This window comes from Microbulbifer variabilis, from assembly GCF_020524905.1.
Taxonomy (GTDB): Bacteria; Pseudomonadota; Gammaproteobacteria; order Pseudomonadales; family Cellvibrionaceae; genus Microbulbifer; species Microbulbifer variabilis_A.
Map to the genome: position 1 here is coordinate 151,442 of NZ_JAIVKI010000003.1, position 17,765 is coordinate 169,206.

Here is a 17,765-nt window from a genome sequence, read left to right on the forward strand (position 1 = left end):
CGAGAGTGAATAACACTATCAAAATGGTCGCTCATAATTGTGCTTAATTTGGCGCTAAAAACTTTCTAAGAATGAAATACGCGCAGAAATGACACGGCGCCAGCTGGCTGGCTATTCCTCGCCGGCTAGACTTTTTTAAAGACAGCTATCAGCGCAACACTGAAAGTGGAGTGTCGGATCATGGGGCCTTTAAGGAAATTTGCTCTGCCGCTAGTGGCGGCACTGGCGGTGCAGGGTTGCTTATTCTTACCCGCTGAAGAAGTGGAGGGTGAAGATCCTTTCTTTTTCGAGGTTCAGGCTAGCGGGCAGGAAAGCGGATTTGTCGAAGCCGGTACGATTGTTTCGTCCTCTGCTCAGGCTTTGCCGGCTGATTACGAGTGCGAAGGACATTGTACCAACCCGATACATGATTCCACCACTTGGTTCTTCCCGGTCCTGCGAGTGTATTAAATACCGAGCTGAGGGCTTAGGAAGGCGTTAGGCCGAGCTGTGGCTGCACCGTCCGATCATTTACCGAAGTACGCGAAGTAGTCTTCGCGTGGTGCCGATACGGAGGCATGTCCATGCAAAAACGCCCCCTAATTATTTCTGTTTTTTCTGCAGGCCTGTTGCTCTCAGCCTGCGGCACACCGGATACACGCAATCAGGTGGTCTATCCAAACAGTGCGCCTATACCCCGCCATATGGAGTACCGCGCGTATCCCTCTCAACCCGCACCCGCAACACGTAAATCCAGTTATTCCAGTTGCCCCGGCGACTCTGAGGAATTAGCGCCCGGCTCGATTTGTCCAGCGAGTGCCCGTTGTTTCGATATTTCCGGTGGAAGGCGTTGTATCTCCTATGAAGAGTAAAGTTTTACTGTCTTTGGTTGTGGTGCAGTTGCTCAGCGGCTGTGCCGATGGATTTTGGCAGGACCTGAATGGCACTGCCGTTTATTACACCTATAAGCGCAGTCCGGTTCCGCCCGATGAGATAACGGCTTTTCCACGCTTTTGTCTAGTCTTTGATCCCTACATGGGGGAGTTGGCCAATTGTATTGCTGAGGGTGTTCACTGTTACCAGCTGGATACCGGTGATTGGTGTGCCGGGCCTTATTCACCGTTTGAATTGAGTTACAGCTATTACTGATAGGGAGAATCTGCAGTGATAGTTGAGTTAGGTTTGTGGTCGGCAATAAAGTGATTGGGTTACTTCAATAGTGTTTTGAGGCTTTCTTTAATCGAAGTGCCGATATAGTACTTTAAGCCGTTAAAAGTGCCTTTGAGATTTATTTCTGGACAGTAGTCATATCCCAATTTTTTTAGCAGGATATGCAGATTTTTCTTGATGCCAATAGCAAACCAGCTGCAGGGAAAAGATATAAAGCTGGGGCACTGGCCGTTGCGTAGATAAATCTTTCTATTGTGAATGCGACTTACCTGATTAAGCAGGTTGTAGCTGGGTTCGGCGGTATCAAAGTTATAAAAAAGCCTAGCCTCTCGATCTATTTCCTCCTGAGCACAAGTTTGATGAGTATAGTAGCGTCGCAGTATTTCCTGGTCGTCAGAAAAATTAGGGTGCATCCTGCGAGTGTTTAGAAATAGATGTTGTAGTGCATTGTTTTTACCAATAAAAATACCCGTGGAAAAAACATGTTCATTGGGGAACAGTTTCTTCTCAAAAAAAACCTGCACTCCCTTATGTCGATAGTCATTGGAAAAAATAATATTCTTGCCAAAAGAGAGGAAGTTTTTTCGAGGTGCTGGATTGGCGGCAGTATTAATGAATCGAACCCATCCAGGTAACAGATGATGTCTTCTTCTGGCTGGGAGCGAAAGAAAGGCAACAGGATATCCATTTTTGAGGAAAAATCTTTCCAGGGATGATTGCGCCCGAGAATGGTCAGTGGTGCGCCATTGCGTTTGGCGGATTCCTGTAGGATAGGGAACATTCTTTCTGAGTGAGTGGCAATAGTGACGACATGCAACATTTTGGGGGTGGATCTCTGCAGTCTGAAATTTTCTATCACAGCAACAATTTGATTGTTGCTCGGGGAATTCTAGTTGGCTCTCATCTTGAAGTGGTAGACCTGCTACACATTTGATACTCCTTCATAAGAGCATCTGAGCACATACTGTGGGCCTATGGATTATTCTTTCAGTTGCGATGGTTTTACGGTGGGCGTCTAACCCTCTAAGTGGGGCATCTATTGAGGGAGCAGGAATTCTTTAAATAAATAGGCAGGTAATGAGAGGCGCCAGAAAAAGCTGGATAATTAATGTCTGCATCGCGATAGATCAGCTCGGCAATGCCATTGCCGGGGGAAAACCCGATGCCACCATTTCCGCGCGTTGTGGCTATTTTTCCCGTGTGCAGGAGACAACCTTTCGACGCTACTGGCGGCTTTTGGAGTGGGTGATCAACTTCACCTTTTTACCTATTGATGGGCCGGATCATTGTTTTCGCTGCTACCTTTGGGATCGCGCAGAAAAACATGAGGAGGGCAGTGATTTTATGCGCGCGTTGCTAGGGGTGCTCGTCATGCTGTTTTGTGTGCCCCTCAGCCTGGTTACCTGGCTTTTTGTTTTGGTTTTTCCCAGTACCCGCTGGCGCAAAGAAAAAAACTAGCAGAAAAAAGCCCCCGCGCAGTGACTGCCGCGGGGGAATGAGCTTGGGGGTTTATGGCTAGCTGTGAGCTGGCTCTTTCAGAGAGTCTGTCATTAATACGGGCGTATCGGCTTTTTTCTTGGCGGAGAGATCGCCGCCGGAGAGCTTGCGCAGGGCTACATAAAATACTGGTGTCAGGAACAGTCCGAACAGGGTTACGCCGATCATTCCAGTAAATACCGTAATTCCCATGGCGTTGCGTACCTCGGCACCGGCGCCACTGGCCAGCACCAAGGGCACCACACCGGCAATAAAGGCCACGGAAGTCATAATGATCGGGCGCAGACGCAGGCGACAAGCTTCCAGCGCCGCTTCCACAGTTCCCTTGCCGTCCATTTCCAACTCGCGGGCAAACTCCACAATCAGGATGGCGTTTTTACAGGCGAGTCCCATCAAAACTACCAGTCCTACCTGAACGAATACATTGTTGTCCCCGCCTGTCGCCCAGACACCGAATAGCGCGGCCAGTAGACACATGGGTACGATCAGGATGACTGCCAGAGGCATCACCCAGCTCTCATAGAGTGCGGCCAAAACCAGGAACACCAGCAGCACTGCCAATGGGAAGACCACCATTGCGGCGTGGCCCTGATTAACCTGTTGGAAGCTAAGGTCGGTCCACTGGATCTGCATGCCCGGTGGCAGGGCTTGGCCTGCCACTTGTTCAACCGCAGCCAGCGCTTCGGAAGAGGACAGCATACTGGGATCGGACTGACCCATCAGGTCGGCTGCTGGGTAGCCGTTGTAGCGGATTACCGGATCGGGCCCATAGCTTTGACGTAGGGTCACCATGGTGCTGATGGGCACCATCTCCCCATTCATATTGCGAGTGTAGAGGTTGTCGAGATCCTGCACTTCATCGCGGAAGGGTGCGTCCGCCTGAGCGACTACCTGATAAGTGCGACCAAACAGGTTGAAGTCGTTGATGTACATGGAGCCGAAGTACAGCTGCAGGGTGCCGAACAGGTCATCCATGCGTACGCCTTGGGCCTTGGCTTGCAGGCGGTCTACCTCGGCATCCATCTGCGGCACATTGGCCTGATAGGAGCTGAAGGGATAACTGAGGCCGCTGGCCTTGCTCAGGGCGCCCGCCAGCATATTAGTGGTATTTTGCAGCTCACCATAGCCAGCACCGCTTCGATCCTGAACATAGAGTGAGTAACCAGAGCCGGCACCCAGTCCAAAGATGGGCGGTGGCATAAAGGTCATGGCGAAGCCTTCCTTGATCTGGGAGAGTTTACCATTTAGCTCTGCGGCGATTTCGGCGGCGCTACGTTCACGCTTGTCGAAGTCGTCGAACAGGATAAATACCGTGCCAACGTTGGGGGTGTTGGTGCGCTGTAGGGCATTGAAGCCGACAAACGCGGCAGCATTGGCAACGCCTTCGGTTTCCAGGGCCAGTTCACTCACGCGACGCGCAACGGCCTCAGTGCGATCCAGGGAGGCGCCTTCCGGCAGACGGATACTACCCACCAGGTAAGTCTTGTCCTGAACCGGAATAAAGCCACCGGGGACCTGTTGGAACAGGGCAAAAGTGCCTGCGAGCAATATCAGGTAAGCCCCGAAGACGATACCGCGACGCTTAAGGCTGTGGCCCACCACCCGCTGGTAGCGTTCCGAGTTGCTCTGGAAGAAGCGGTTAAACGGGCGGAATATCCAGCCGAACAGGCGCTCGATAATACGCGCGGGCATATCCGGCTTGGCACCGTGAGGCTTCAGCAATGTCGCCGCCAGAGCAGGAGACAAGGTCAGGGAGTTGATCGCGGAAATAATGGTGGCGATGGCAATGGTGGTGGCGAACTGGCGGTAGAACTGGCCAGTGATGCCATCCAGAAAGGCCATAGGCACAAACACCGCGCAGAGTACCAGGCTGATGGCGACGATAGGACCGCTCACCTCGCGCATAGCCTGGTGAGCTGCGGCCAAGGGGGTCAGTCCCTCCTCAATGTTCCGCTCGACATTCTCCACGACCACGATGGCATCATCCACCACGATACCGATAGCCAGTACCATGGCGAACAATGTCAGGGTGTTGATCGAGAAGCCCAGTAACATTAACACCGCAAAGGTGCCAACGATGGATACCGGCACGGCCAAAAGCGGGATCAGGGAGGCGCGCCAGGTCTGTAGGAACAGGATAACTACCAGCACTACCAGCATCACTGCTTCCAGCAGGGTCTTGATTACAGAGTTGATGGATGTGCTGACGAATACCGTGGGGTCATAGGCAACTTCCCACTCCAGGCCTTCGGGGAATTGTTCACCCAGTTCCGCCATCTTCTCGCGCACTGCTGCGGAGACTTCCAGGGAATTGGAACCTGGAGACTGGAAAATTGGGATGGCGACCGCCTGGCGTCCATTCAACAGGGCGCGCAGGGAGTCCTGGGAGGAAGCCAGTTCTACCCGGGCCACGTCACGCAACCGGGTGATTTCGCCGTCGTTGCCGGTTTTCAGCACCACATTGCCAAACTCTTCTTCGCTTTGCAGGCGGCCTTTGGCATTGATAGAGATCAGGAAATCAGAACCATTTGGCATCGGCGAGGCGCCGATCTGTCCTGCGGACACCTGCACATTTTGCTCGCGCACTGCACTGACAATATCCGCAGCAGTCACGCCCAGGGCTGCCGCTTTTTGCGGGTCTACCCAAAGGCGCATGGCGTAGTCTCCGGAGCCGAATACGGCGGCCAAGCCCACACCGGGGATACGCGACAGCTCATCGCGAATATGCAAAACCGCATAGTTGCGGATATAGGTGGCGTCGAGGCTGTCATCCGGGGAGATCAGATGCACCGCCATCATCAGGTTGGGGGACTGCTTCTGGGTGGTTACTCCCTGGCGGCGCACGTCTTCGGGAAGACGTGGCAGCGCCTGGGAGACACGGTTTTGTACCTGAACCTGGGCCTGATCGGGATCGGTACCCAGTTCAAAAGTGACATCCAAGGTGAGGGTGCCATCACTGCCGGCCACCGACTTCATGTAGATCATGTTTTCCACACCATTGATGGCTTCTTCCAGCGGTGTGGCAACAGTTTCGGAAATGGTCTTGGGGTTGGCTCCAGGATAGCGAGCGCTCACTTGCACGCTGGGAGGGACAACCTCTGGATATTCACTGACTGGCAACGATGGGATACTGATCAATCCCACCACAAAAATAATGATCGACAGCACTGAAGCAAAGATGGGTCTGTCGACAAAGAAACGGGAAAAATTCATACGCTGCTACCCAGGGAGCGGTTTTCTAACCGCTCGGATTCCATTGATAGGATTCGTTGATCGCTCGATACTCAGGGTTCATGTGTACCCCTCGGCTTAGTGACCTGCGGCTTGAGCACTGCTGCCCTGACTCTGTTGGGCGACCAGTTCGGGGGCCACCGGCATGCCTGGGAAGAAAATCTTCTGTAGGCCGTTGACCACAATTTGATCGCCAGTCTGAAGGCCGCTGCGGATTACCGTGCGCTCTCCCTGGCGTGGTCCCACTTCAACCGGGCGCCGTTCCGTCAGATTGTCCTGAGTGACTACGTAGACATAGCGGCGATCCTGGTCCGTGAGCACGGCCTTGCTGTCAATCAGTACTGCCTGATCCACCTCTTCGATGGGCATTTCTACACGGGCGAACTGGCCCGGCTTAAAAGTGCCGCTGGGGTTGTCGACCACTGCGCGGAACTGGATGGTGCCTGTGTGGCTGTTGAGGCGGTTGTCGATAAAGTCCAGCTGGCCCTTGTGCGGGTAGCCGTTCTCACCGGCTAGGCCGATATGGACCGGAGGCCTGGCATCGCTGTTGAGCAGGTTGCGACTGGCGGCGAAAGTCTGTTCATCACTTTCGAAATACACGTACATGGGGTCTACAGAAACCAAGGTGGTCAGCAGGGTTGTATCTGCGTTGGCCAGATTGCCACGGGTCACCAGGGCGCGGCTGACGCGGCCACTAATTGGCGCTGTCACCTCGGTGTATTGCAGGTCGAGACGCGCGTTTTCCACAGCGGCTTCGGCCGCATTCAGGGCCGCGCGCTCGGCATCCCGCGAGGCAATACGACGATCGTACTCCTCTCGCGAGATAGCCTTACTGTCGAGCAGTTGCTGGGCGCGGCTGGCTTGCTTCTCACTGAAAGCCAGCTCACTGCGCACCCGCTGCAATTCCGCTTCGGCGGCGCGCAATTTGGCTTTGTAAGGGCGTTGATCGATAGTGAAGAGCACATCGCCGCGCTCTACCAGGGCACCCTCGGCAAATGACACCCGGTCGATATATCCACTCACTCGGGGGCGGAGCTCTACGGTTTCCGGAGCGACGACGCGCCCGGTAAAGCTGCGCCATAAGGTAGTGGTTTCGGTGCTCACCTGGGCTACTTCCACCGCCGGGGGCGGCGGCCGTTGGCCTGTGGGCTCACCGGAGCCGCAACCGGCCAGTACCAGTGCGGAAAGGCCGAATAGTGTGGCGGTAAGTTTCTTCACCATAACGCGTGTACTCCCTTTGCTTCGGAAGAGAGGATGTCATAGGGCACTCCTCTCAGTTGGGAGGCAACTTTAAAGGGAAGCAACAGAGGGGCGGTATCTGGTAACTATGGTTTGATTGCCTATTTCTATTTTTCTTTGTGGGCCGAGGGAATGATTTTGAGTTTTTTGATAATTAGTTAGTACTGTATGTATAACTAGGTTTTTTTAATTCCAGTTATGTCATTACAATGATTTGACAGGTGTTGATCGCTAGAGGTTACCTATTACTGCACAGTGATTGCCCAATCCTGCAATCTCCTGCGATAGTTGCCTAAAACTCCGTATACTGTGATCCACCTTGTTTGATGCCGTCCACGCCACACAGGCGCGAGGAAAAACCATGAGCAGTGAAGATAAAGTGAGAGAGGAAAAGGTCCCGGCTGAACTGGAGCCGGCAAGGCAGAAACTCATCCAGACCTTGATGCGTCAAGCGCCGGAACAGGGCCTGACGGAGACCGAGCTCGATGGCCTAGCTTTAATTCGCTGTAATGAGCCGCTCGCCTGTGCCTCTTCAGTCTATGCGCCCTCATTAAGCTTCATCATCCAGGGTAATAAGACCCTGGAGCTGGGGGACAGGGAAATTTCCTATATGCCTCTCAGTTATGTCGCAACCTCGGTGCATCTTCCCATTCTGGGACGAGTAGAGCGGGCCTCTGAGGACGTTCCCTTTCTTGGAGTAAAGCTGACCATCGATCCTAATGAGGTGGCGGATCTGGTCTTGGAGCTGGGTGACAAAGCCCCTGGTATCGAGGCTGGCTACGACTGCCCCGAGGTCAGCTGTGGCCTTTGTGTGACCCAGATGGACCAGGGAATTCTCGATGCGGTGAGTCGCCTGGTTCACCTGGCAGAGAATCCTGTAGACGCACAAATACTGGCACCTATGGCGAGACGGGAGATTATCTACCGGGCCCTTATGGGTGAGATAGGTGCGCGTATGCGTAAATTCGCTATGGCGGACAGCCAAGCCAACCGTGTGTCTCGGGTCATCGAGGTGCTCAAAGACCGTTTCTCTGAGCCTCTGCGTATCAGCGATCTGGCAGAACAGGCCAATATGAGTGAATCCTCCCTGTATCACAGTTTCAAACAGATCACCCGTATGTCGCCATTGCAGTTCCAGAAGAAGCTGCGCCTGCACGAAGCCCGCCGTTTAATGCTGTCGGAAGGACTGGAAGCGGCCTCCGCCAGTTATCGGGTAGGCTATGAAAGCCCCTCCCACTTTAGTCGTGAGTACAGCCGCATGTTCGGTCTGCCCCCGCGCGCAGATGTGAGCAAGTTGCGCGGCGAGCTGCGGGTACCGGCCTAATCCGAAGTGGCATTGCCCTGCTTGAGAACAAACAGGCTACACCAGCCCTCAGGGCTGATATCACCTTCTACCACAATACAGGCATTGGGCGGCGTAAATAACTGACAGTCAGCACACTTCTTGTCTTCTTTCGGTTTGTCCTGGTAATTGACCGCTTCCTTGGTTGCCTTGATCTGAGCATTGGCTCGATCTGTGGCGATCAGTGTTACCGGTAGAATTGCCAGGGCACCCCCGGACAATTTTAGAAACTTTCTACGGGAAATATTTTGATGTTGTTCCATTGGCAAAATATCCAAAACGCTTTGCAATAGTCTTCAGCTTTTCAGATTAGCCCGGTTTGAAATTTCTGCAGCGGGGACCGGCTTGATGCGGAAAGGAAGGCAAGTAAGAATCAGTCTTATTATCTAATAAAAAGGCGGCACTCTGTGCCGCCTTAAAGGACTACATCAAATCAAAATCACTTTTGCGTGATAAAGATTTTACCTACTGACTTGTCGTGGCTCTGGGCAATTACGCGAATCTTCAGACCGTAGGGCGTGATCGCGCGGCCGGCATCCGGGATCTCATCGCTGCTAAAGCTTCTGCGATCGCTGAATACACGGTGCGGACGGTTGTCGATATCGCTCATGGTAATGCCGTACTCCTCCAGGAGGTCCAGGTTCAGCTGCTGAGCCCAGTCGACACCGAAGGTGGCATCGTGGATCTGGTAGCGGGTGGAGGCTACGGAATCATCGCTCCATTTCAGGACCTGTTGGTCTGCATCGACTACACCGAGGAAGCCGTCACCGGGGTGAATGCCGACCCAGTTGTTGTCTTGGCTGGTGTCTGCATACCAAACCAGCAGACCTTCGTTGTAGGTCAGCATCTGGCCGGCCACATTGATGTGTGCCAGACCTTGGTCTACGCCGCGATGAGTGCGCCATTCCAGCAGGTAGTAGTGGTCGTGCAGATCGTAGCCGGGGTGGCGACTGAAGCCGGTCAGACTGAAGTCGCCATCGCTCTCCGCATCGTCGAAGAGGGTGGCTTGGCCGTCGACATTGATAGTGATGTCATCGGCGAACAGGCCAGGGTTGGCTTCATAGCCATCGGTGATATAAGCGATGGACAGGTTGAACTGTTGGCCGGCGTAGGCGCTCAGGTCAAACTCGGCATCTACCCAGCCACCAGAGCTGCCGGTAATACCGAAGCCTGGGTTTTGGCCGTTGGGGCTGGTATCGGTAGTGATGTTACCGGGGATGGAGACGAAGCCTTCACCCAGGTCAACCATGACCGCACCGTAGTCCCAATCCTGCTCAATGTCGTACCACACTTTGAAAGTCAGGCTGGCACTCTGAGCGCTGGTCAGGTCGACAGGGATTACCATGGAGTTCTGCAGGTTGTTGTCACTGCCACTGAAGTAGGCGTACTCACCACTACTGGGTACGGTTACGACCACTTCCTTCTGAGGCAGATCGATACGGACCGCATCGTTATTGGTGCCCTTGTGTACAGCCTCATCCAACAGGAGTCGGATGCCTCGGCGGGGGATGTCTTCCAGGGCGATAGTTTCGCCGTGTAGCCAGTTACCGTCGTGGTTGGTTTGCAGGTATTCCTTCGCCCAAGCGGAGAAACCTGTGGGTTCAGAACCCGGAATAGTACCGGCCCAGCTGCCGCTGGACATAATCGACCAGGAGGAGATGGGCTCACCGCGGCCGGAGCCATCGGTATCGTATTCATCAGGCAAGCCCAGGTCGTGGCCATACTCGTGGCTGACGACACCGGCTGCCGCATCGGCGGGCTGAACTGTGTAGTCGTAGGCAGCCATGGTGCCGCCCCAATAGTCCACTTCTGAGGTAGTGCCTTCAATGGAGTAAATATCACCGAGGTTCCAACGGTGTGCCCAGATGGCGTCCTCACCCAACTGGCCGCCACCGGCCTCTTCACCCACGGAGGAGTGGAAAATCATGATGTGGTCAACGAGGCCATCGGCCTCCCAGAAGTCGCCGTCGCCATCCAGGTCATAGCGATCTTCGATATCGAAGTCGGCCAGATTAACGTTGGGGTCTGCAGCGGCGGCTTGCAGTGCTTCGCGCACCAGAGCGCGAGCATCACCGTCTTCGTTATTGCCGTAGAAAGCCGCCGGCTGACTGGCGGTGTACCAGCCCGCAACAGAACCTTCTACGGAGTAGCTGTAGCCGGACTGCTGCCAGTAAAACTGTTGCATAGAAAGCAGGTTTTCACCCTGCGGACCAGTGAAGCCCTGTTGGGAGAACAGTAGGTTTGAATAATGTTCCGCGGCGTAATCCGCGTAGTACATATCCGTTTCCCCAGGCTCAATGCTGTTGTGAGGGAAATCGGGGAAGTCCATCAGGATCGCGAGAACTTTTGCTGTACGTACTTCGCCTTCGTAATTTTCAAGTTGAATAGGGGCCGGTGCGCGGCCATGACCATGAAAACGCCCCTTGCCTTTACCACGTCCTAATCTAGGATGCTTGCCGCCACGGGCGTGCTTCATCATTTGTACCGTTTCACTGGACAAATCCTGAGGAAGACTTTGGTTTTGTTTGGCACGCTCTTTCAGGAACTGGTGCAGAGTGCGCTCGGCTTCGCCGATGGATGCATTTTTACTAATGCGGCCTGAACGCTTTAGCATATCGATCAGCTTGGCTTCATTAGCGATTACCAAGTCGAGTTGATTACCACCTTGCACTTGTGGTGAGGGGGCAGCATAGCTGTTCGCAGCCATCAGGCTGAGAGCAAGCGCGCTGACTGGCAGCAGACTATTAACTTTTAGCATTGATCCCTTCTTTCATTTTTGTTTTAAAAAACGAACGGTTCGGGGAAAATTTTAAATGTGGGGGCACTGAGCCAGTGCGCTACCCGAACCGTATAGGCCGGCTGTAATTTACAGATGGCACATAAATTTACAAACGGCACATATAGTTCAACGAAGGAGAAGTAGGGGGCCGCAATAAAATTTTTGTGATGTTATTGGCAATCTTTGTGTCTACCGATTAATAAAGGTTTGGTGGCGACTAGCGGGAGGATAATTAAGTATTTGTTCCATTCAAATTTATTTAATTAGATTTATTTTTTTTGTTTTCTTGTTTATTTAAACTGAAAGCTTGAATCTAGGGTTGTTTCGCCCAGGGTAGCCAAAGAGAAATCTGTAGACCCCCGCCGTTGCGATTCATCAATTGAATACGACCTCCGTGGGCGTCGACAATTTCTCTACAAAGAGCGAGTCCCAAGCCGACTCCTTGTTCTTTGGTTGAAAAGAAAGGTAGCAACGCCTGCTGTAAAACTTTTTCACTCATGCCACAGCCACGGTCGGCAATAATTAACTGCTGACCCAGGCCATCGGTGCGAATCGATAGTTCGATATCTTCGTTACTGGAGCCCGCTTCACGAGAATTTTTGATTAAATTGAGTAAAGCATGCTCAATTTGCACCGGATCGAAGTATCCTGTACGCGTAGGCAGTACACCTTTTAAAACAAATTCCTGTAAGGGAGCGATGCGTTCGATAAGTTCTCGCCAACTCACTGGTTCACAGCTGGGAGATGGTAACTTGGCAAAGCTGGCGTAGCCCTGGGTGAACTCGGTGAGGTGTTTGCAGCGTTCCGCAATAATATCGAAAACCTTTTCAAGCGCCGTGGTTTTTTCTGGTTTGTCAATCAGCATTTTGCCTGAGTGGGCTAGAGAAGAGATGGGAGCCAGTGAGTTATTTAATTCATGGCTGATTAGGCGTATCACTTTTTTCCAAACCTCTACTTCCGCCTTGGTGAGTTCCTTTGTCATCTCGCGCAGAACAATCAAGCGGTGCTTATGGGCGTTGAGCACAAATGTGCTGTTGCCGATATGCATGGAATGGCTGCCAGTTTTATCCGTGTAGTTAAACAGGCCGTTTTCCCAGTTTTGTATGGCGCTGGCAATTTCTTTCGGGCTGTTGGGAAGCAACTTTTGTAGCAGTAAACCCTGAATGGGTCTCCCCGCATTGAGTAATTTTTTAGCGCTGCTGTTGGAATAAATAATATGGTCACTCTGGTCCACCAGGAGCAAAGCCTGGGGTGAGCTTTGTATCACAGTGTCTAGCAGCAATTCTCGCTGATATATATGGGCGCGCTCGCGCCTAAGGTGCTCGCCGATATCATTGTATAAATTAGTAATTTGGCACAGTTCTATATCCCGAGGGGGGACCAGTGAAATAGAAAAGTCACCGTCACGGAAGTTGAGCAATCCACCTTGAAGGGATTTCAGAGTGGTGGTTAGGGGCTTCAGTGCCAAGCGTACCAGGCTGATGAGGGTACAAATGCCCAGGAAAAGGCCCAGGGCCCAAGAGAGGCGGGAGTCCAGGCCAATAAAGCTTAATAACCACGGGAGCCCCGCGGCGATGGCTAGAGCCAGTGTGGAATAGGTGAGGATACGCCCTTCCAAAGAAAAATATTTAGACATCAATAGGGAATACCATGTTTTTCCAGTCGGCGATACAGTGCCTGGCGGCTCATACCCAGCTCCCTGGCGGCCTGGGCAATAATGCCATTACAGCTGGCCAAGATCTGTTGTAGGAGTTCGCGGCTGGGCTCGAAATGTATTTCGGCCCTGTCCATTGGGGCCTGCTCCGGCAGGGCCAGTAGCGCTTCATCTATTGTGTCCCCGCGGCAGAGAACCGAAGCTCGCTGCATAACATTTTGCAGTTCACGTACATTGCCGGGCCATTGGTAACGGGTTAGCGCGGTCACCGCTTGGGGTGAGAGTTTTTTTGAGCTGCTGTTTTCCTGTAAAAAATTTATGGCTAGCGGGGCTATATCCTCGGGGCGCTCACACAGAGGTGGGAGACGTAACTCAATCACATTCAGTCGGTAGAACAGGTCCTGGCGAAAGCTGCCATTGGCGATGGCTTGGGGCAGATCACTATTGGTAGCACTGATCACCCGTACCTTAGCCTTGCGGGTTTGACTGCTGCCGAGGCGCTGGAACTCGCCGGTTTGCAATACGCGCAATAATTTTACCTGCCCACTGGCAGAGAGTTCACCGATTTCGTCGAGAAATAAGGTACCGCCATCGGCGGCCTCGAAGCGCCCTTCACGGGGCTTATTACCAGCGCCTGTGTAGGCTCCCGGCTCGGCGCCAAACAGTTCCGCCTCCATTAAATCTTCCGGTAGAGCGCCCACATTGATCTTCACAAAGGGCCCGTTACGCAGCTGCGAGTTGGCCTGCACAATCTCAGCAACCTTTTCCTTGCCGGCGCCATTGGGTCCCGTGATTAGTACCGGGACATCGGATTTAGCCACTTGGGTGGCCATCTCCAGCAGTTGTTGCATCTTGTCGCTGCGATAGATGATATCGCACAAGTTGAACATGTCCTGTAACTCTCTACGAGCATTTATGGCCTGCTGTTGTGATGCCCGTTGACGTTTTTGAAGCTCGCCCAATTCCAGCAGATTGTTAATAGTTGAGACCAGCTTGTTGTCATCCCAGGGTTTGCCCAGGTAATCGGCAGCGCCAGCACGGACCAGTTCCACCGCCATTTCCAGTTGGGTCCATGCGGTCAATAAAATAATGGGCAGGTCAGGGTTGATTTCGCGAATGGCAAAAAATAGTTCGCGCCCCTCCTCACCAGAGGTGGTATCCGCGGTGAAATTCATATCCTGGATGACCAGGCTGATATCCCTGTTTTCTCGCAGTAATTGCAGGCCCGCCTGGGGTGTAATGGCACAGAGTGGCTGTAGGTCATGTAGTGACAGCAATATTTCGAGGGCCGAGACGATAACGCTGTTATCGTCGATGATGAGTATTTTATCCATAAGACTGAGGGGCAATTTGTATGCTGCCCATTATGCAATGTGTAGGTGGTAAGGGGGAACTGTAGTAGGAGCTGTATTCGAACCCCGGCCATAGGGAGAACCAAAGTGCTATTAACTACAGGTTATTTTTGGCGGATTGATGATCAAAACTCAATACCCTGGCGAGCCTCCACTGACCATCCACTTTTTACCAGCGATGGGTGGCCAGACTCTTGGTTGAGCCTGGCCACCAATCCCAACTTAATTTAAACACTCCGTGTGGCGGTTGCGGGGGAGATATTGGCCGCACGCAGGGCTGGCGCCAGTGCAGCAGTGAGGCTAACAACCAATACCAGCAGGGCACAGATGGAGAGAGGGACCAGAGTCAGTACCGGCTGGGAATAATCGCGCACCATATACTGATTAACAATTAGGGCTGCGGCACTGCCCAGGGCGATACCGGTAACGGCAATCAGACTGTTTTCAACTAGGAAATAGCGGCTGATATTACTGCGGGTAGCTCCCAATGCCCGCTTTACACCAATTTGCTTAGCGCGCTGATTAATCCAGAAAATTGTCAGGCCGACAATCCCCAGTGCTACGATAAAGCTGAGCGTGGCCGCAACAATGGATAACACTTTCACCATTAAGTTATCGCCTGCATAGCTGCGAGCGACATACTCTGAAAGAATTCTGGTTTTAATGACTCTCTGAGGGTCCCTTTCAGATAGTTTTTCTACTAAGGTTTTTAATACTTCATCGCGCTTGCCTGGCTCGGCGCGTACTAAATAATTGATGTCCTGAGTATTTCTGGCAATGGGGAAAAAGGCCACATTACCTGCTTTTGACCAGTCCACCCAGGCGCCCAGATGCCGCTCTACAACACCGATGATTTCTATTGGGTGGGAGTCACCATCATAAAGGGGCTTTCCAATTGGATCCTGACCGGGATAGATATTTTCAGCGAACTGCTGAGTAATAACTGCGACATTAACATCCCGAATTTCACTCGGATCATAATATTGCATTTCAGTATTGGTAAAGTTTCGCCCCGCCACTAATTTTAAGCCCAGGGTATTAATAAAATTTGGGTCTGTATTGTAACGGTTAGAGTTTTCTCCACCGACTTTCTGGTTTGGTTGAGTGTAAAAAGTGCCAGCGGAGCCAGATTGGGATAAAGGCACTTGATTGGTAACGGTTGCATCTTTAACGAGAGGTAGCTTTCGCAGTAAATCCATATCTGCAGAAATCGCTCCAATCATGTCGTAGTCCTGGGGGATCGCCATAACGTTGATGGCAATAATCTCTTCTACGGCAATACCGGTTGGCCTACCTATTTTTTCAATTCGTTCCTGAATAATAATGACAATGTTACTGATAATTGCCAATGTCAATGCAAGCTGCAAAGATATAAGTAAGGCAGGAACTTTGTTACGCCAGAGGGCGGATAACATGGGTTGTAATTCAAGCATGACTCGTCCTTACTGGGTTTTCAGGTAAATGGAAGGGTTAGTGCGACTGATACGCCAAGCTGGGTAAAGCCCTGCCAACAGGCTTGCAATTAGAGCGAGTCCGATTGCTGCAGCCACCATCACCCAATCGATCCTGGCGACCGTATCCAGTTGTCCCATCGCCAAATAACGGATTCCACTAATGCCCATAAAAGCGAGTAAAATACCGGCTATCCCACCGAGAATGCCGATGGTAGAGCTTTCAATGAGGTGCTGTGTGAAGATAGCATTGCGGCTGGCACCAAGTGCACGGCGCACGCCCGCTTCGGGCGCCTTGCGCAGAAACTTGGCGAGTAATAGAGCTACCGCGTTGATAACGCAAACTAACAGAAAAGCCAGGGATACCCAGCCCAGTACGCGATTGTCATCGCTGAGTACTTCGTTGAGAACCAACCACTCGGAAGGTTTACTCAGAGCAAACTTTAATGGTCGCTCGAAGCGCCCCTGGTCCTTTTGTCCTTGAATATACGCGGTTAGGAAGCTTTCGTACCCGGCTTTCTGTTCGCTATCGCTGAGTTCAACCCAAAATTGAATCCAGACGCTCTCACTTTGTAGGAAACCCTCGTAGCCTTCTCCTTCTTCACCACTATCCCAGCCATTGGTATTTCCCCAACTATAAATTTCTAGCTTGCGGTGGAGCCCAAAAGGCACGAACAGGGATTCAACTTCTGCAAAGGAGCTATTATTGACATCGTAAATTTTGGGCGAGGGTTCCCAGGTATCGATAACGCCTATTACGGTAAAAGGCTGGCTATTTAATACAACAGTTTTACCAACGCTGTTTTCTCCAGAAAATAACTTTTCATTGGTGGCCTTGGACAGCACCACCACCTGCATAGGTGAACCGTCCGCAGTTTTCTCCCAAGTGCCGCCGTAAATAAAAGGAACATCGAATAAGCTAAAGAAATCGCGGGTGGTTACGCGGATGTCAGCGGTATAAGGCCGGATTGCAGAATCCTCCAGTTCCACGGTGAAACCATAGCGGTGCATGGCTACCTGGTGGGTGGGGATATCGGAGCGCAGCAGGGCTTGGGCATCTTTATAGGTCAGTTGCCAGGGGATTTCGTTAGCGTTATCGTAGGCTTTATTAACATCCCAGCTATCAAGCTGCACTGCAAAAAGTACGTCATCCTTATGCTCAAGAGCGTTTTGCGACATCATGTAATTAAGGGTGAGCACTGTCATGGAGGCACCTACACCTACCGCGATAGCGGCGACCATCAGCGCACTTAATATCGGTGTACTGCGCAGACTGCGCAGTGCCAGTGAAATATAGTATCCAATCATTACTGCAGACTCCTTAAGCAGTTGCGGCTTCGGGTTGCTCTGTGAGTGTGCGCAGATCGCACACTTGCCCATCCACAATCTGAATATTGCGGTGCGCGCGACGGGCCAGTTCGGGGTCGTGGGTTACCATCACAATAGTGGTGCCCCACTCATTGATAAACTCCAATAATTCCATGACCTGACGAGCCATTAGGGAGTCGAGATTTCCGGTGGGTTCATCCGCGAGCAGGAAGCGTGGTTCGCCAGCCAGTGCGCGGGCGATGGCGACGCGCTGTTGCTGGCCGCCGGACAACTGTGCGGGCAGATGTTTAGCGCGGGCAGAAAGGCCCACTTGCTCCAGAACTTTCTCGATACGCTTGCGCCGTTCTTTGGCATTAAAGCCGCGATAGCGAAGGGGGACATCGATATTGTCAAACAGATTGAGGTCTGGAATCAGGTTGAACCCCTGAAAAATAAATCCAATTTTCTCGTTGCGCAGGCGAGAGCGCTGGCGGTCATTCAGGTTGCTGACATCTTCACTGTCCAGTAAATATTGGCCACCAGTTGGGGTTTCCAATAACCCTGCAATATTTAGGAAAGTGGTTTTACCGGAGCCGCTGGGACCGGTGACAGAGACAAATTCCCCTTCCTTTACTTCCAGGCTGAAGTCGCGCAGGGCGTGGGTTTCAATGGTGTCTGTGCGGAAACTCTTGCGGACGTTATGCATTTTAAGCATGGCGATGTTCCTTGTTTTTCACTGAATTTTTAAATCGTTGATTAATAG

15 protein-coding genes are annotated in these 17,765 nt (G+C 52.2%); 5 read left to right on the forward strand and 10 right to left on the reverse strand.

Annotated features, from left to right (window positions below):
• The first annotated feature begins 180 nt into the window (after positions 1-180).
• The 3 genes from LC073_RS05900 (at position 181) to LC073_RS05910 (ending at position 1,128) form a co-directional block, all read left to right on the forward strand.
• On the forward strand, positions 181-450 hold the full coding sequence (locus tag LC073_RS05900) for a hypothetical protein (protein WP_226644815.1): 270 nt from the start codon (positions 181-183) through the stop codon (positions 448-450).
• Between the two features lie 113 nt (positions 451-563).
• Positions 564-851: a hypothetical protein gene (locus LC073_RS05905; RefSeq protein WP_226644818.1), complete on the forward strand. Its 288-nt coding sequence runs from the start codon at positions 564-566 to the stop codon at positions 849-851.
• A complete protein-coding gene (locus LC073_RS05910) occupies positions 841-1,128 on the forward strand; it encodes a hypothetical protein (protein WP_226644821.1) in 288 nt (95 codons plus the stop codon). The genes LC073_RS05905 and LC073_RS05910 overlap by 11 nt, the downstream gene beginning before the upstream one ends.
• A 59-nt stretch (positions 1,129-1,187) precedes the next feature.
• On the opposite strand, the gene LC073_RS05915 is transcribed toward LC073_RS05910, so the two are convergent.
• A complete protein-coding gene (locus LC073_RS05915; RefSeq protein WP_226644824.1) occupies positions 1,188-1,673 on the reverse strand; it encodes a hypothetical protein in 486 nt (161 codons plus the stop codon).
• A gap of 553 nt (positions 1,674-2,226) precedes the next feature.
• Between LC073_RS05915 and LC073_RS05920 the strand changes: the two genes are divergently transcribed.
• A complete protein-coding gene (locus LC073_RS05920) occupies positions 2,227-2,607 on the forward strand; it encodes a hypothetical protein (protein ID WP_226644826.1) in 381 nt (126 codons plus the stop codon).
• Between the two features lie 57 nt (positions 2,608-2,664).
• On the opposite strand, the gene LC073_RS05925 is transcribed toward LC073_RS05920, so the two are convergent.
• Positions 2,665-5,859 carry an efflux RND transporter permease subunit gene (locus LC073_RS05925; RefSeq protein WP_226644829.1) on the reverse strand — a complete coding sequence of 1,065 codons (3,195 nt, stop codon included), beginning with the start codon at positions 5,857-5,859 and terminating at the stop codon, positions 2,665-2,667.
• A 96-nt stretch (positions 5,860-5,955) separates the two neighbouring features.
• Entirely contained in the window at positions 5,956-7,098 is a 1,143-nt protein-coding gene (locus LC073_RS05930; protein WP_226644832.1) for an efflux RND transporter periplasmic adaptor subunit, read from the reverse strand.
• A 379-nt stretch (positions 7,099-7,477) separates the two neighbouring features.
• On the opposite strand from LC073_RS05930, the gene LC073_RS05935 reads away from it, so the two are divergent.
• Positions 7,478-8,440: an AraC family transcriptional regulator gene (locus LC073_RS05935; protein WP_226644834.1), complete on the forward strand. Its 963-nt coding sequence runs from the start codon at positions 7,478-7,480 to the stop codon at positions 8,438-8,440.
• On the opposite strand, the gene LC073_RS05940 is transcribed toward LC073_RS05935, so the two are convergent.
• The 7 genes from LC073_RS05940 to LC073_RS05970 form a co-directional block, all read right to left on the reverse strand.
• A complete protein-coding gene (locus LC073_RS05940; RefSeq protein WP_226644837.1) occupies positions 8,437-8,721 on the reverse strand; it encodes a high-potential iron-sulfur protein in 285 nt (94 codons plus the stop codon). The genes LC073_RS05935 and LC073_RS05940 overlap by 4 nt on opposite strands.
• 176 nt (positions 8,722-8,897) lie before the next feature.
• Positions 8,898-11,216: an immune inhibitor A domain-containing protein gene (locus LC073_RS05945; protein WP_226644839.1), complete on the reverse strand. Its 2,319-nt coding sequence runs from the start codon at positions 11,214-11,216 to the stop codon at positions 8,898-8,900.
• A 334-nt stretch (positions 11,217-11,550) separates the two neighbouring features.
• Positions 11,551-12,873 (reverse strand): sensor histidine kinase, encoded by a 1,323-nt coding sequence (locus tag LC073_RS05950; RefSeq protein WP_226644841.1) that lies wholly within the window; start codon positions 12,871-12,873, stop codon positions 11,551-11,553.
• Complete coding sequence (locus tag LC073_RS05955) at positions 12,873-14,225, reverse strand: sigma-54-dependent transcriptional regulator (protein WP_226644873.1); 1,353 nt, start codon at positions 14,223-14,225, stop codon at positions 12,873-12,875. The genes LC073_RS05950 and LC073_RS05955 overlap by 1 nt, the downstream gene beginning before the upstream one ends.
• A gap of 245 nt (positions 14,226-14,470) precedes the next feature.
• A complete protein-coding gene (locus tag LC073_RS05960) occupies positions 14,471-15,676 on the reverse strand; it encodes an ABC transporter permease (protein WP_226644875.1) in 1,206 nt (401 codons plus the stop codon).
• A 9-nt stretch (positions 15,677-15,685) separates the two neighbouring features.
• Positions 15,686-17,002, reverse strand: coding sequence for an ABC transporter permease (locus LC073_RS05965; RefSeq protein ID WP_226644879.1), 1,317 nt, complete (start codon positions 17,000-17,002; stop codon positions 15,686-15,688).
• 13 nt (positions 17,003-17,015) lie between these two features.
• Positions 17,016-17,717, reverse strand: coding sequence for an ABC transporter ATP-binding protein (locus tag LC073_RS05970; protein ID WP_226644883.1), 702 nt, complete (start codon positions 17,715-17,717; stop codon positions 17,016-17,018).
• Between the last annotated feature and the right edge of the window lie 48 nt (positions 17,718-17,765).

Coding starts and splice junctions, on each gene's coding strand:
- LC073_RS05900 (WP_226644815.1), top strand. CDS start 181: ATGGGGCCTTTAAGGAAATTTGCTCTGCCGCTAGTGGCGGCACTGGCG.
- LC073_RS05905 (WP_226644818.1), top strand. CDS start 564: ATGCAAAAACGCCCCCTAATTATTTCTGTTTTTTCTGCAGGCCTGTTG.
- LC073_RS05910 (WP_226644821.1), top strand. CDS start 841: ATGAAGAGTAAAGTTTTACTGTCTTTGGTTGTGGTGCAGTTGCTCAGC.
- LC073_RS05920 (WP_226644826.1), top strand. CDS start 2,227: ATGAGAGGCGCCAGAAAAAGCTGGATAATTAATGTCTGCATCGCGATA.
- LC073_RS05925 (WP_226644829.1), bottom strand. CDS start 5,859: ATGAATTTTTCCCGTTTCTTTGTCGACAGACCCATCTTTGCTTCAGTG.
- LC073_RS05930 (WP_226644832.1), bottom strand. CDS start 7,098: ATGGTGAAGAAACTTACCGCCACACTATTCGGCCTTTCCGCACTGGTA.
- LC073_RS05935 (WP_226644834.1), top strand. CDS start 7,478: ATGAGCAGTGAAGATAAAGTGAGAGAGGAAAAGGTCCCGGCTGAACTG.
- LC073_RS05940 (WP_226644837.1), bottom strand. CDS start 8,721: ATGGAACAACATCAAAATATTTCCCGTAGAAAGTTTCTAAAATTGTCC.
- LC073_RS05945 (WP_226644839.1), bottom strand. CDS start 11,216: ATGCTAAAAGTTAATAGTCTGCTGCCAGTCAGCGCGCTTGCTCTCAGC.
- LC073_RS05950 (WP_226644841.1), bottom strand. CDS start 12,873: ATGTCTAAATATTTTTCTTTGGAAGGGCGTATCCTCACCTATTCCACA.
- LC073_RS05955 (WP_226644873.1), bottom strand. CDS start 14,225: ATGGATAAAATACTCATCATCGACGATAACAGCGTTATCGTCTCGGCC.
- LC073_RS05960 (WP_226644875.1), bottom strand. CDS start 15,676: ATGCTTGAATTACAACCCATGTTATCCGCCCTCTGGCGTAACAAAGTT.
- LC073_RS05965 (WP_226644879.1), bottom strand. CDS start 17,002: ATGATTGGATACTATATTTCACTGGCACTGCGCAGTCTGCGCAGTACA.
- LC073_RS05970 (WP_226644883.1), bottom strand. CDS start 17,717: ATGCTTAAAATGCATAACGTCCGCAAGAGTTTCCGCACAGACACCATT.